We start from the raw sequence: 13,071 nt of genomic DNA, 5'->3' as shown, positions 1-13,071 counted from the left end.
CGCTACGCTGCCCGATGTGACGGAATCTGTCGTGTTGGACGATGTCGATCGCGGACTCCTGCACGCTTTGCAGCTCGATGGCCGGATTCCGTTCGCCCGCGTGGCCGAGGTCCTCGGCGTCGCGGAGACGACTGTCGCGCGCCGGTACAAGCGGCTGCGGTCGGTCGCCGGGCTGCGGGTGGTCGGCGCGGTCAACGGCGTGCTGTTCGGTCGGAGCGCCTGGACGCTACGCCTGCGCTGTACGCCCGATGTGGCTCTGCCGTTGGCCCGGGCGCTGGCGAAACGTCCCGATGTGTCTTGGGTGCACGTGATGTCCGGTGGCGCGGAGATCTCCTGCCACGCTCAGCTGCCGCCCGGCGAGGAGACGTTGCTGCTGGAGAAGTTGCCGCGGGCCGGGCGGGTTCTGGGCGTCAGCGCGCACTCCGTGTTGGCCGCCTTCACGTTGCCGTCCGACTGGTCCGGCTTGCACTGGCTCGACCCCGTACAGGTTTCAGGGCTGCGACCTGTCGAACCGAGTGTTGCTCAGGTCGAGGTCGATGATACCGACGAGGCGTTGCTGGAGCTGCTGGCGGTCGACGGCCGCATGTCGTACGCGGAGCTGGCCGGGCGCGCCGCGCTGTCCGAGTCCACCGTTCGGCGGAGGCTGGATATCCTGCGGCACAACGGGGTTGTGTCGTACCAAGTGGACGTTCCGCCTTCGGTGCTGGGTTACGGCATCCAGGCGCGGCTGTGGATGACCGTGCCGCCGCACGCGTTGACCGACGTCGGCCGCCGGCTCGCCGAGCACGCCGCGACGTCGTTCGTCGCCGCGACGACCGGCCCGACCAACCTTGTCGCGGTCGTGGCGTGTCGGGATTCCGGTGGGCTGTACCGGTATCTGACCGAGAAGGTCGGGGCGCTGCGGGAGATCACGTCACTGGAGACCGCGGTGTTGATGCGCACGGTCAAGCAGGGCTAGCGCCGCGCGTTTGGCCTGGTGGGCGGGCTCGACGGTGCCGCAGATGGCCGCCATGGTGATGGCCCCCTCGGCCAGCAGCGTGAGCTGGTCGCCCAGTTCGTCGTCGCCGGCCAGGTCGCGGATGAGCCGGCGGAACGCCTCCTTGTGCCGGCGGGCGATGTCGGCCACGGCCGTGGAGGTCCCGCCGAGCTCGCCGAAGGAGTTCACGAAGGCGCAGCCGCGGAAGTCGGGCTCGGCGAACCACGCGGCCAGCCAGTCGAACACGGCCGGCACGTCGGTGGCGTAGGCACGGACGGAGGCCAGCCAGCGCTCGTCGCGGGCGGCGAGGTAACCGAGCACGAGCTGGTCCTTGGACGGAAACAGCTGGTAGAGCCGCTTGAGCGACACGCCGGCGGCCGCCCGCACCTGGTCCATGCCGACCTGCTGCACGCCGCGCTCGTAGAACAGCGCTTCGGCCGCGGCCAGCACCTCGGCTTCCTCGATCATGTCCGCCCCTTGCGTGGAGAACCAACGTTCTCCTAGGGTAGCTCGGAGAACGCTCGTTCTCTACCGATCGGAGCCGATCATGTCCGAGCAGCGTCCGCCCCAGCGTCCACCACTGCCGCCGTTCACCGAGGAGACCGCCCGCGCCAAAGTGCAGGCGGCCGAGGACGCGTGGAACACGCGCGACCCGGCTCGGGTGGCGCTCGCCTACACCGAGGACTCGGAGTGGCGCAATCGGGACACCTTCGTCAAGGGCCGTGACGAGATCCGCGAGTTCCTGCGCGGCAAGTGGGACCGGGAGCTGGACTACAAGCTGCGCAAGGAACTCTGGGCCTTCACCGGCAACCGCATCGCGGTGCGCTTCGAGTACGAGTGCCGCGACGTGGACGGGCAGTGGTGGCGCAGCTACGGCAACGAGATGTGGGAGTTCGACGAGAACGGCCTGATGGCCCGGCGCTACGCCAGCATCAACGACCTCAAGATCACCGCGGATGAGCGCAGGCTCGCTCTGTAGGGTCGGGGCATGACCTCGGCGCATGATCACGTGATGGCGGGCCTGGACGATGTCCGGGTCGCCCTCGAAGACCTCTACCGGGACCTGCACGCCCACCCGGAGCTGGCTTTCGAGGAGCATCGCACCGCCGCCGAGGTCGCGCGACGGGCGGCGGCGGCCGGCTACGAGGTCGCCACCGGAGTCGGCCGAACCGGCGTGGTTGCCGTGCTGCGCAATGGAAACGGGCCGACCGTGCTGCTGCGGGCCGACATGGACGCGCTGCCGGTGCAGGAGCAGACTGACCTGCCGTATTCGTCGACGGTCGACGGCGTGATGCACGCGTGCGGGCACGACATGCACACCGTGTGTCTGCTCGGGGCGCTCGACCTGCTGGCCCGCGGCCGTGACCAGTGGGCCGGGACGGTGCTCGCCGTGTTCCAGCCGGCCGAGGAGCTGGCCACCGGGGCCGAGGCCATGGTCGACGATGATCTCTACGAGCGCTTCGGCCGGCCGGACGTCACGCTGGGCCAGCACCTCGCGCCCATCCCGGCCGGCTGGGTCGGCTGCCACGCCGGGCCCGCGTTCGCCGCCACCGACACCCTCGACGTGCGGCTGCACGGCAAGGGCGGGCACGGTTCGCGGCCGGAGACCACCGTCGACCCGGTAGTGCTCGCTGCCGCCGTCGTGCTGCGGCTGCAAACCATCGTCGCCCGCGAGGTCGCGGCCAAGGACTCGGCCGTGGTCACCGTCGGGACCATTCACGGGGGGACCAAGGACAACATCATTCCCGACCACGTCGACCTGGGCGTCAACGTGCGGACCTTCGACGACCAGGTGCGGACCCGGGTCTTGGCCGCAATCGAACGCATCGTGCGGGCCGAGGCGGCCGCCGCCGGCGCGCCCAAGGAGCCGGAGATCGTCCGGTCCAACGCCTTTCCGGTGCTGGTCAACGACGAGGCCGCGATGGCCCGCACCAAGGCCGCGTTCGACGCCGTGTTTCCCATGGTCATCGACCCCGGGCCGGTGACCGGCAGCGAGGACTTCGGCCACTTCGGCGCGGCCGCCGGCGTGCCCACCTGCTACTGGCTGTTCGGCGGCGAGGACCAGGAGCGCTTCGTGACGGCCTACACCGGCGGCACGTTCGAGCGGGACATCCCGTCCAACCACTCGCCCAAGTTCGCGCCCCTGCTCCAGCCCACCCTCGACGGCGGCGTCACCGCCCTCGTCACCGCCGCACTCGCCTGGCTCGCCCCGCCGGCCTGAACGTCACATGCGCTCCGCACTTGCCTCCAGGCGTCACATGAGGAGCGCATGTGGCATTGGGCGGTATGGCGGTTCGGATGTCACATGCGCTCCGTACTTGCCGCTGGGCGTCAAGTGAGGAGCGCATGTGACATTGGGCGGGTGGGGCGTCAGGAGACGGGGGCGCGGTGGCCGGGTCTGGCCGGCTCGGTTGCCGTGTCCTTCTTGCGCGGCTCGCCCAGCGCGACCTTGATGCGGCCGTCCGGCAGGGTCACCCAGTGCAGGCCGCTGGCCGCGGCCAGTTGGTCGAAGATCGGAGTGCCTGGCGACATCAGCAAAACTCCCTCCCCAGGTGCTGATGCCTGCCTACCAGGGTCCGCCGCCGCCCGAGGGTGAAACTACCCCCACGGGGGTAACCCGATCAGGCTCTTTCCACTCGCCAGTACTGCCGGGTGGCCGGCGAGGTCACCGGGGCCGACTCCACGAACTCCTTGAAGCGCAGCAGGATGCCGGCCGGCGTGGTGTCCGGGTCCGCGCGCAGCACGAGTCGGGTGGTGTGGGTGTCGATGTACTCGAAAGTGACCCGTCCGCCGGGCCAGGCGATGAGCTCGTTCCGGCGGTGCGCGGTCACGGGGCGCGGCGAGGAGCTGTGGCTGTCCCATTGCTCGTACGCGGTGCGCAGGGGCACCGCGAGCTCGACCGTCTCCTCGAAGGAGTTCATGTGGGGTGCTTTCCTTGTCGTTCTAGCCGGCCGAGGAGTCGACCAGCCAGTCCGGCGCCCGGGCGCCGCCCTCGCGACACGCCGTCAGCAGGTCGGTGGTCCACAGCAGCAGGTGCATCAGCGCGACGGTGTCCTCTTCCGGATCGTGCCGGTCGAAGACCAGGCCCAGCTGCACGTCCGCGGACTGCTCGTCGGCGTTGACCAGCGCCATCACCGCGCGGAAGCTGGCCCGCAGCGGCGGGTCGATGTCGTCGATCGGGATCTCGTTGCCCTCGGTGTCGCCCAGCTGCATCTTGATCGGTGCACCATCCCCGACCTGCACACACAGAGACTTCAGCATGTCGGCCGAGGCGTCGGCCAGCACGTCGGCGGCCTCTCTCGGGCTGTGGTCGGCGCCGCGGTACAGCGACGTCAACGCGTCCAGCGCCCCGTCGGGGTCCGAGGCCTGCATCCGGTCCACCGCGGTGCGCACCAGCAGGCGCACCATGCCGTCCTTGCGCTCGCTCATCGGTCCTCCCTCCCGATCTCCATCAAGAACTGGGATTACCCGGTCCGGTTGATCTCAATCCTCCGAACGCCAGAACTACGGATTCAACCGGTGATGGATGTCATGCAGCGCTTGGTGAATTCCCACATAAACCTCATACAGGTGGTTGGATTCTGACGGCTCGACCGTCGCCCGGACGGCGACAGCGGCCTCACCTGCGGTTTCGACGTCGGGATGCAGGCCGGCGCCGACCGAGCCGAGCAGGGCCGCGCCCAGCGCCGCGCTGTCGTGCACGCGGAGCTGCCGGACCGGGCGTTGCAGGACGTCCGCATGCAACTGGGCCCAGAAGTCGCTGCGCGCCCCGCCGCCGACGAAGGCAAGCGCTTTCATCGGCCGGCCGGCGGCCTGTTCGACGAAGTCGAGCACGTGCCGGGCCGACATCGCGACGCCTTCGAGCACCGCTCGGGACAGGTCGGCTCGTGTGGTCGCGGCGCTCACGTTCAGGAAGCTCGCCCGCAGCGAGGAATCCCAGAGCGGGGCCCGTTCGCCGGACAGATAGGGCGTGAAGATCACCTGTGACCTGCCGTTGGCGGCGTCGGCGAACACCTCGGGGATGCTCAGGCCGCTGGTCTCGCTCCACCATCGCACGGCGTCGCCGGCGGCCTGCGTCGGGCCGGCGTGCACGTAGAGTCCGTTGCGGGGCGGGAAGGTGACGATCCCGGCGGTCGGGACGTTCTCCGTCGACGCGCCGGCCACCACCAGCGACGTTCCGCACGAGATCATGCCCCGGCCGGGTTCCGTGGTGGCCGTGCCGAAGACCGCTCCGTACGCGTCCATCGTGCCGACGACCAGGCCGTTTCCGAGGATGGTTTCCGGCGCGAGGATCTCCGGCAGCCGTTCCTGGAGGCCGTCGGTCATGGCCTCGGCGAGATAGCCGTCGGCGTTGGCGATCCGGACGCCGGACAGCAGGTCAGTGGCCACCCGGCCGGTCAGCTTGGCGCCGATGAAGTCCTTCGGGCTCAGGATCCAGCGGGCTTTGCGCCAGGCCTCGGGCTCGTTGCGGGCGAACCACTCCGCCCGCGCGCCGACGAACGAGGCGTCCAGCACGATCGGCCCGCCCCAGATGCGCTGTTTGTCGGCTTCCGTGTACCGGCCGTCGAGCTCCTTGGCGATCGCCGCGCAGCGCTGGTCCTGCCAGATGATCGCCGTCGTCAACGGGTTCAGGTCGGCGTCCACCAGTAGATGCGTGTTGACCTGGCTGACGATCCCGGCCGCGCGGATCCGGTAGCGGGCCGTCATCGCGGTCACGCCTTCGTCGACCGCCCGCCACCAGTCGTTCGCGTCCTGCTCGGCCCAGCCCAGTCGCGGGCGGTGGATCGGGTAGCCGACCGTGCGGGTTTCGAGGGGTTCCCCGTCGAGGCCGAACGCCGCGACCTTCGCCGCCGTGGTGCCGACGTCGATTCCGAGCATGACTTCCCGCACGCCCTGACCTCCGTGAGTCCCGCTCTCCGTCACACCGAAATGCGGTTTCGCGCACACTCGGATGTCACATGCGCGTCGTTGTTGCCTCCCAGAGGCACGTGCGGACCGCATGTGACTGGAGCCTTCTGCTCGAAACCTACATTCGGTGTGCCGCTAGGCGGGACTCGCGGGGGTTTGGGTTACGGCCTTGGTGCGCATGAGGAAGTCGGTGAGGTAGCTGTCGTGGGGGAGATGCGGGTGGAAGTAGTGGGTCGGGCGGTCGCCGACGTAGAGGTTGGCGATGGTCGGTTCGGCCAGCAGTTCGGCGATGAGGGACTGGTCGTTGGTCATGGCCGTGAGGACGAGGGTGTTGCGCAGGGGCTGCATGCCGTCGGCGCGGGACCAGGGGGCGATCCAGGCGCACGGGAAGGGCAGTTCGGCGCCTAGCTGCGGGGCAGTGGCCGACGGCAGGAGGTGCAGGGCCGGGCGGAGCACGGCGGATCCGTCACCGAGGTCGGTGACGAGTTGATCGACACCGAGCAAGGGGTGAGTGCCGGCGGTGCGGTGGGCGAGGTGGTCGCGCAGGGTCAGGGCCGCGGCGAGGGGATAGCGCGGGAGCACGGAATTCGGGAGGGCGGCCAGTTTGGCGGCGAGGGCAGTGGCCAGGGGAGTGGGATCGCCTTCGACGAGGATGCCGGTCGCGTTGATGCAGCCGACGCCGCCGTGGTGGGCGATCGAGGAAACGATGGTGTCGAGGGAGGGAGCCCACTCGGCGGTGAGCAGGATCTTGCTGCGGCCGGGGCCCTGGGGGAGGACCTTGGGATTGTCGGCGTACTTGGCGATGACGTCGTCGCCGCCGTAGACCAGGCCGAGGTCGGCGCAGCGGAGCAGCTCGTCGGCGACGTCGTGCTCGCACGGAAGCAGGGCAACGTGATCGGGTGGGAAGCCGGCGGCGCGGAGGGCGGAGATGAGTCGGTGCGGGGTGAAAGGCTCCCGCCGGGAGGGGCGGACGGCGACGCGGTAGCCGAGGGCAAGTGCTTGCAGCCACAGGGAATGCACGGCGGGGTGGTTGCCGGCGGCCAACACGGTGAAGACGGTGCCGCGGCGGACCCACACGCCGCCTTCGTCCACAAGGGACTCCGAAGCCCCGATGGGCCGGCCCTGCTGAGCGGCAGTGTAGGCCGTGCAACAGGCTTCGGCGAGGGTCTCGACGGCGCTGCGGATGTCGTCCCGGGGCAGCCCGGAAACGCGGGTGACCACGTCCACATAGGACTCGGAGTCCTTGGCGAACAAGGAACCGGCGAGTGTCAAGGCCTTGAGTCGGTCGGCCAGCGGCAGCGGCGTCGACCGGTTCAACGCAGCCATGGTGCGCGTGACGAAAAGGCGCGGTACCAAGGTGACGGAAGCGACTGGGGAGCCGGTGACGTCGGTGATCGGCAACTGCTTACGTGCGCGGTAAGGCCCGGCGGGGCCGAGGGCGTCGACCGCCAACACGGCTAGTACACGCCCTCGATGACCGGCTTGGCCCCGAACAGCTGCACGGGCGCGAGGTCGGCCAGCGAATCGCCGGGCTGGCCGGGAAGAGCGGGTACGCGGATGGCGGTGTCACGCTCAAGGTTGTTGGGCAGCAACATGGATCGGCTCACGTGATTGGTGACGACCTGGCCGCGCCGGCCGTAGGGCACGGGTTCCAGCGTCACCGGATCCACCACCTGGAAGGTGATGTGCGGCCCGAAGCCGTCGAACACCGGGAACTCGGTGTCGCCGAGCCGCTGGTTGGCGCCGCCCATGATCATGGTGCTGCCGTACACGCCGTGCAGCGCGATGCCGGGGAAGACCTCGGTGCGGAACAGGTCGTGCGTGTCGGCGTCCAGGTGCGCGCCGGCCCACATGATCAGCCGCACGTCGCGGTTGATGATCTCGAGCAGATCCTCGCGGCGGGCCAGGCGTTCCAGCAGGGGCGGCGTGGTCACGATCACGCCGATGTCTTGGCTGAGCAGGATATGCGAGGACTGCTCGACCAGGTGTTCGATGTACGCGTCGGCCTGCGCGGTCTGGCCGGAGGCCATGAGCTTGCGGACCCAGCGCGGATCCAGGTCCACTGTGTACAGGAACCCGCGCCGGGCCCGCGCCACCAGGCCGATGAAGTGCCCGACGGCGTGCGGCCCGGTCGGCAGGATGCCCAGCCAGTTCAGGCCGAGCGGGACGCCGAGCCGGTCGAGCGGCTCCAGCATGTGCGTGATCATCCGCTGGAGCCAGTCGTTGAGGAACACCACCCGCTTGGGTGCGCCGGTGGTGCCGCCGCTGTCGTACACGCCGACGATCTCGGCGGAATCGCCGTAGCCACGCGGGATCAGCTGTTCCGGGCGCACGTCCCGGAGTTGGTCGACCACGTTGGGGAACAGCCGCAGGTCGGCCACCGACCGGACCCGCTCGCGCGGATCGAAGCCGAGCGAGTCGGCCTGCGCGAGCCAGAACGGCGATCCCGTCGCGGGATCGAAGTGCCACCGCATGGCCGCGCGGATGTACTCGTCGGCATCGTCGCCGGCCGAATCAGGCCCGGATGAATCAGCACTGTCCCACACGTGGTCGAACATAACCCGGCGCCATCCCGCGTGGAGTACATCATCCGGGTGTACCCCAGGCTGCGGCCAACAACTCGTACGAGCGAACGCGGGCGTCGTGGTCGTGGGTGATCGTGGTGACGACGACCTCGTCCGCACCGGCCTTGTCCCGCAGTTCCGCCAGGCCGGCGGCCACTTCCTCGGGTGCGCCGACGAACTGGGCGGCCACCCGGTCGGCCACCGAGGCGCGCTGCCGTTCGGTCCAGGGGAATGCCGCCACCTCGGCCGGTGAGGGATAGGGCGGCGCGCCGGTGCTGGACCGCACGCCGAGCACCCACTGGCCGTAGCCGCTGGCCAGTTCCCTTGCCGCCGCAGTGGTTTCGGCCACGACCACGTCGGCCGACACCGCCACGTACGGCTCGGCCAGCCGCTGCGACGGCACGAAAGCCGCGCGGTAGGCGGCAATCGCGTCGAACGCCGCGTCCGGGGCGAAGTGGTAGGCCGCGCCGAACGGCAGGCCCAGCGCCCCGGCGACGCGGGCGCTCTCGCCCGGCGTGGAGCCGTGGATCCACACCTGCAAGCGCGCGTGCTCCGCCGCGACGGCGTGATACGGCCCCGTGCCGTCTACGAAATCCAGGATCGCTTGCACCTGCTCGAAATACGAGCCGGCGTCCACCGGGATGAGGATCCGGTTCAGCTGCTCCCACACCGTCAGCTGCGCGTCCGGAACCTGGCCGACCACCTCGGCCAGCTTGGTCGTCCCGGACCGACCGAGGCCGAGGTCGACGCGGTCGGGATGCAGGTGCGCGAGAGTGCCGAACTGCTCGGCCGCGACCACCGGCGAGATGTAGCCCATCAGCACCGCGGCCGGGCCGACGCGGATCCGTGACGTGGCTTCGGCGATGGCGGTGGCGAGCACGGACGGGGCCGCCGCGGCCACGCCCGGCGTGAGGTGGTGCTGGGCCACCCAGAAACGGTGGTAGCCCAGCTCCTCCGCCCGCCGGGCGAGGTCGACGCTGTTGCGCAGCGACTCGGCCGCGCTGCCGCCGGACACGATCGGCGACAAGTCCAGTACGGACAGTGGGATCATGGTCCTACGATACGGTGACGAAGACATCCGTTCGGTTGTCGGGCTGCCCACTGTTGGTCTTGGCGAACACGGAGACGAAACACCCGCCGGCGGCGGCCATGCCGTGGTAGTCGCCGACGTAGTACGAGCCGTCGGTCACCACCGGCGCCGACGTGATGTCGAACGGGCCGGCCAACTTGTTGGCCCGCCACGAGGTTCCGGTGGCCGAGGTGGCCTGCCAGTACGTGGTGCCGGTGCTGTCGAGCTGGTAGTAGGTCACGCCGACGACGCCGTCCGAGTTGACCGCGACGGCCGGCATGAACTGCTTGGCCGGCGACGAGCCCACCGGCACCGGCGCGGACCAGGTGGCCCCGGCGTCGGTGGAGGTGGCCAGCACGATGCCGTCGTGGTCGCCGGTGAACTGCGAACCCTGCCACACGGCCCGGAGCTCGCCGTTCGGTCCGGCCGCGAGCTGGCCGAAGATGGCGTGCCCGTCGCGGACGTTCTTGCCGCCCGGCTCCTTGGTGCCGACGGCCGTCGCCGGGGCGATGACCGTCGGGGCCGACCAGGTCTCGCCGCGGTCGGCCGAGGTGGCCGACCGCCACGACGTCGCGTAGTCGCTGGTGCCGGGAATCGGCTCGTAGTAGGCGAAGAAGGCGACCAGCTTGCCCTGCACCGCGGCCAGCCGGATGCCGGAGACGCCCTTGGTGGCGTCGAAGCCGACGACCTTGCGGGCCTCGCCCCACGTGGTGCCGCCGTCGCCGCTGTGGGCCAGGTAGATCGGGGCGGTGCCGTCGTTCAGGTCGATCCGGTCCCACGCCACGTAGACGTCCTTGCCGTTGGCGTAGACCGTCGGCAGGTCGTTCCAGATGTTGTCCGTGTCGCCGGTGCCCTCACGGGTGATCGTGGTCGGCGGGCCCCAGCTGCGGCCGCCGTCGCCGGACCTGACCACCAGGATCGCGTGATCACCGTGCGGCGTGGTGGTGTTCATGCTCAGCGACGTCAGGAACACCTGGCCGTTGTTGCCGATGCTGACCTGGGTGTCCGTGGCCCGGTCGAAGCCGCCGCCGGCGCACGTCGACACCGCGGGCGGCGTCGCGTACGTCCAGGTGCGGCCGCCGTCGAAGGTCGCCGCCGTGATCAGGCCGTGGCCGCCGACGCCCGACCAGCGGTCGGTCTGGAAGGCGCTGACCATGTGCGCCGGGTTGTGCGGGTCGACCGCGATGTCCGGCTGCACCTCGGCGTTCGGGTAGTTGGTGCCGACCGGGTCCTTGTGGTCGCAGCCCGCCGGGAAGGGGCTGGCCTGCGAGATCTTCGTGACTGACGACGTGGCGTCGGCGTAGGCCGTCGGGGCCAGCAGCAGCAAGCCGGCCATGGCCGTGACCAGGTACTTTTTCATGTGGTTCCCCCTGCTCGGTGGCGGCAGGACCCTAACCTGGCACCCGCTCGTCAAGGAAGAAAAGCGCCAATCCGGTCACGATCAACAAATTCGCACCCCAGACAGCCATGTTCCCGATGCGCTCCGTGATCAGTGCGCCCACCGCCGCGCCGAGGAGGAAACACAGCACCACCAGGCCGAACGTCCGAGCCTGAACGGCCGCGTCCTGATCCCGCCGAAACACCGCCCGGTACGTCGCCCGGGCCGCCGTGCGCAGGTTGCCGGTGGTCATGGTCGTGTTCACCGACCACTCCCGGACCGTGCCGAAGGTGGCGTTCTGCAGCGCCGCCACGAACGCCACCGCCAGCACCACCGCGCTGCTGGCGAACCAGGTCGGGATCGCCCCCACGACCAGCAGGACGGCGATCTCGATCAGCAGCACCACCCGCACCGGCCGGCGCACCACCGGCGCGATACGGGGATGGGTCAGCGTCTCCGCCGCCGCCACGCCCAGCACGAAGGCGATCAGCGGCGGCACATGGGCCAGCGCCCCGGCCACGTCGCCCCGGGCCGCGTCCACGCCCAGCAGCACCACGTTGCCCGTCTGCGCGTTGGCGAACACGCCACCGTGGGCCACGAAGGTGAACGCGTCCAGGTAGCCACCGGCAATGCCGAGCAGCACGATCAGCCGCAACGTCTTGGCGGTGATGACCTCCATGGGCCCAGAGTCTGCCCCGCCGCCGCCTCACCCTCCTTGATCAACGCGCAATTCCTCCACTCCGAGTGCTGGAATGCCCCCTTCCAAGCATCAAGGGCTTGACTGGACGTGGGGGTGGGAGTAGTGGCGGAGAGCGCTTGCCCGGCCGCAGAAGTGGAGGTACGGGGAGCCGTCGGCCAGCGAGTAGAAGCTGACCGGGAGCCAGTGGTCGCTGCCGGTGAGAGGCACCAGATACACGTCGGGCTCCAAGGCGACCATGGGGAGTTCCTCCACCGGATCGGCGACGTACTCGGCGAGCTTGCCGAGGGTGGTCACGCGGAGCACGGGCCGGCCGTCGGAGATCAGCACCTCGATGCGCTGACCGGCCCGCTCGTACGTGCCGACGTAGTCGACCGGCAACAGCCCCAGCGGCGTAGCGGGCGGCACGGGCTGGTGGGCCATCTCGATGCCGGCCAGTTTGGCGAAGATCTCCCGGAACAGGTCCTCGTACAAGTGAGGAGTACGCCGGTTGGTCAGCAGCGCGACGGCCAATCCCTGCGACGGCAGCAGCACGAGATGGGACTGCTGCCCGATGGTCGAACCATCGTGTCCGATGAGCGGCTGACCGTCCCACACGAAACGCTGCCAGCCCAGGCCCCAGGTCTCGGCCAGCGAGTACTTGGCCTCGACGCGAACCTGTAAAGCCTGCATCTGGGCCAGCGACGACGCGGTCAGCAACGGGCCGCCGTCGAGGTGGAGGCGAGCGAACGTCAGCAGGTCGGAGACCGTCGACGCGATGGTGCCGGCGGGACCGATGGCGCGCGGAAGTTGCCACTGCCGCACGGGAATCGTCCGGTCATCCTCAACCATGTGCCCCACGGCGGCCGAACGCAGCAGCGCATCCTCCGGAAGGGTGACGGTGTCCGAAAGGCCCAGTGGCTCGAACACCAGCTCCCGCATGGCGTCGTCCCACACCTTCCCGGTGACCTGCTCGAGGACCCGGCCGGCCAGGCTGAAACCGGAGTTGCAGTACGACCAGGTCGCGCCGAGCGGCGAGTTCTGTGCCACATCGGCCAACTGGGCGACATAGCGGGTCAGGCAGTCGTCGCCGCGCCCGGTGTCGACGATGACATCGCCGTCGATGCCACTCGTGTGGGTGAGCAGGTGACGAAGGCTCACCCGATCGGTTATGTCGCCGAGGTCGAGCTCGGGCAGCACGGCCGAGACCGGCTTGTCGAGGTCCAGCCGGCCGTCCTGGACCAGCCGCATGACCGCCGTGGTGACGAAGACCTTGGTGATGGATCCCAGGTGGAACACGGAATCCGGCCGAACCGGCGCCTCCGTCCGCACGTTCAGCACGCCGGTCGCGGCGACCCCGGTCGAGCCGGGGGTGGAGATCCCCAGTACGGCGCCCGGCACACCGTGCCGCCGGGCCAGTTCGTCGAGCCTGCTCTGCCAGTGCTCCATACGCTGCACCGCACGGAGCATACGGACGGCGCGGGTCGCCCCGCGCCGTCC

At 69.9% G+C, this 13,071-nt stretch carries 14 protein-coding genes; 3 read left to right on the top strand and 11 right to left on the bottom strand.

Annotation, left to right across the window (positions count from 1 at the left end; translation table 11 throughout):
• Nucleotides 1–16 precede the first annotated feature (16 nt).
• A complete protein-coding gene (locus M3Q35_RS18575; protein ID WP_273943135.1) occupies nucleotides 17–958 on the top strand; it encodes an Lrp/AsnC family transcriptional regulator in 942 nt (313 codons plus the stop codon).
• Here the strand turns inward: M3Q35_RS18575 and M3Q35_RS18570 are convergent.
• Nucleotides 914–1,444 (bottom strand): TetR/AcrR family transcriptional regulator, encoded by a 531-nt coding sequence (locus tag M3Q35_RS18570; RefSeq protein ID WP_273943134.1) that lies wholly within the window; start codon nucleotides 1,442–1,444, stop codon nucleotides 914–916. The genes M3Q35_RS18575 and M3Q35_RS18570 overlap by 45 nt on opposite strands.
• Nucleotides 1,445–1,523: 79 nt before the next feature.
• On the opposite strand from M3Q35_RS18570, the gene M3Q35_RS18565 reads away from it, so the two are divergent.
• Both M3Q35_RS18565 and M3Q35_RS18560 read left to right on the top strand, forming a co-directional pair.
• Complete coding sequence (locus M3Q35_RS18565) at nucleotides 1,524–1,955, top strand: nuclear transport factor 2 family protein (protein ID WP_273943133.1); 432 nt, start codon at nucleotides 1,524–1,526, stop codon at nucleotides 1,953–1,955.
• A gap of 9 nt (nucleotides 1,956–1,964) precedes the next feature.
• Entirely contained in the window at nucleotides 1,965–3,197 is a 1,233-nt protein-coding gene (locus tag M3Q35_RS18560; protein ID WP_273943132.1) for an amidohydrolase, read from the top strand.
• Between the two features lie 149 nt (nucleotides 3,198–3,346).
• On the opposite strand, the gene M3Q35_RS18555 is transcribed toward M3Q35_RS18560, so the two are convergent.
• From M3Q35_RS18555 to M3Q35_RS18510, 10 genes are all read right to left on the bottom strand, one after another.
• Complete coding sequence (locus M3Q35_RS18555; RefSeq protein ID WP_273943131.1) at nucleotides 3,347–3,508, bottom strand: hypothetical protein; 162 nt, start codon at nucleotides 3,506–3,508, stop codon at nucleotides 3,347–3,349.
• Between the two features lie 89 nt (nucleotides 3,509–3,597).
• Complete coding sequence (locus M3Q35_RS18550) at nucleotides 3,598–3,897, bottom strand: SRPBCC family protein (protein WP_273943130.1); 300 nt, start codon at nucleotides 3,895–3,897, stop codon at nucleotides 3,598–3,600.
• A gap of 22 nt (nucleotides 3,898–3,919) precedes the next feature.
• Nucleotides 3,920–4,405: a hypothetical protein gene (locus tag M3Q35_RS18545; RefSeq protein ID WP_273943128.1), complete on the bottom strand. Its 486-nt coding sequence runs from the start codon at nucleotides 4,403–4,405 to the stop codon at nucleotides 3,920–3,922.
• A 75-nt stretch (nucleotides 4,406–4,480) separates the two neighbouring features.
• Complete coding sequence (locus tag M3Q35_RS18540; protein ID WP_273943127.1) at nucleotides 4,481–5,866, bottom strand: xylulokinase; 1,386 nt, start codon at nucleotides 5,864–5,866, stop codon at nucleotides 4,481–4,483.
• A 153-nt stretch (nucleotides 5,867–6,019) separates the two neighbouring features.
• A complete protein-coding gene (locus tag M3Q35_RS18535) occupies nucleotides 6,020–7,210 on the bottom strand; it encodes an aldehyde dehydrogenase family protein (protein WP_273944392.1) in 1,191 nt (396 codons plus the stop codon).
• Nucleotides 7,211–7,341: 131 nt separating this feature from the next.
• On the bottom strand, nucleotides 7,342–8,430 hold the full coding sequence (locus M3Q35_RS18530; RefSeq protein ID WP_273943126.1) for a phenylacetate--CoA ligase family protein: 1,089 nt from the start codon (nucleotides 8,428–8,430) through the stop codon (nucleotides 7,342–7,344).
• A gap of 40 nt (nucleotides 8,431–8,470) precedes the next feature.
• Nucleotides 8,471–9,499: an MsnO8 family LLM class oxidoreductase gene (locus M3Q35_RS18525; protein ID WP_273943125.1), complete on the bottom strand. Its 1,029-nt coding sequence runs from the start codon at nucleotides 9,497–9,499 to the stop codon at nucleotides 8,471–8,473.
• A gap of 4 nt (nucleotides 9,500–9,503) precedes the next feature.
• Entirely contained in the window at nucleotides 9,504–10,877 is a 1,374-nt protein-coding gene (locus M3Q35_RS18520) for a sialidase/neuraminidase family protein (protein WP_273943124.1), read from the bottom strand.
• Nucleotides 10,878–10,908: 31 nt separating this feature from the next.
• Nucleotides 10,909–11,574: a YoaK family protein gene (locus M3Q35_RS18515; RefSeq protein WP_273943123.1), complete on the bottom strand. Its 666-nt coding sequence runs from the start codon at nucleotides 11,572–11,574 to the stop codon at nucleotides 10,909–10,911.
• Nucleotides 11,575–11,664: 90 nt separating this feature from the next.
• Complete coding sequence (locus M3Q35_RS18510) at nucleotides 11,665–13,020, bottom strand: serine hydrolase domain-containing protein (protein WP_273944391.1); 1,356 nt, start codon at nucleotides 13,018–13,020, stop codon at nucleotides 11,665–11,667.
• Nucleotides 13,021–13,071 lie beyond the last annotated feature (51 nt).

Source organism: Kutzneria chonburiensis (assembly GCF_028622115.1).
Lineage (GTDB): Bacteria > Actinomycetota > Actinomycetes > Mycobacteriales > Pseudonocardiaceae > Kutzneria > Kutzneria chonburiensis.
The sequence above is the reverse complement of the archived record's forward strand: the minus strand, read 5'-3'. Positions and strand labels throughout refer to the sequence as shown.

Coding starts and splice junctions, on each gene's coding strand:
- M3Q35_RS18535 (WP_273944392.1), bottom strand. CDS start 7,210: ATGGCTGCGTTGAACCGGTCGACGCCGCTGCCGCTGGCCGACCGACTC.
- M3Q35_RS18525 (WP_273943125.1), bottom strand. CDS start 9,499: ATGATCCCACTGTCCGTACTGGACTTGTCGCCGATCGTGTCCGGCGGC.
- M3Q35_RS18550 (WP_273943130.1), bottom strand. CDS start 3,897: ATGAACTCCTTCGAGGAGACGGTCGAGCTCGCGGTGCCCCTGCGCACC.
- M3Q35_RS18520 (WP_273943124.1), bottom strand. CDS start 10,877: ATGAAAAAGTACCTGGTCACGGCCATGGCCGGCTTGCTGCTGCTGGCC.
- M3Q35_RS18570 (WP_273943134.1), bottom strand. CDS start 1,444: ATGATCGAGGAAGCCGAGGTGCTGGCCGCGGCCGAAGCGCTGTTCTAC.
- M3Q35_RS18545 (WP_273943128.1), bottom strand. CDS start 4,405: ATGAGCGAGCGCAAGGACGGCATGGTGCGCCTGCTGGTGCGCACCGCG.
- M3Q35_RS18510 (WP_273944391.1), bottom strand. CDS start 13,020: ATGGAGCACTGGCAGAGCAGGCTCGACGAACTGGCCCGGCGGCACGGT.
- M3Q35_RS18515 (WP_273943123.1), bottom strand. CDS start 11,574: ATGGAGGTCATCACCGCCAAGACGTTGCGGCTGATCGTGCTGCTCGGC.
- M3Q35_RS18560 (WP_273943132.1), top strand. CDS start 1,965: ATGACCTCGGCGCATGATCACGTGATGGCGGGCCTGGACGATGTCCGG.
- M3Q35_RS18555 (WP_273943131.1), bottom strand. CDS start 3,508: ATGTCGCCAGGCACTCCGATCTTCGACCAACTGGCCGCGGCCAGCGGC.
- M3Q35_RS18565 (WP_273943133.1), top strand. CDS start 1,524: ATGTCCGAGCAGCGTCCGCCCCAGCGTCCACCACTGCCGCCGTTCACC.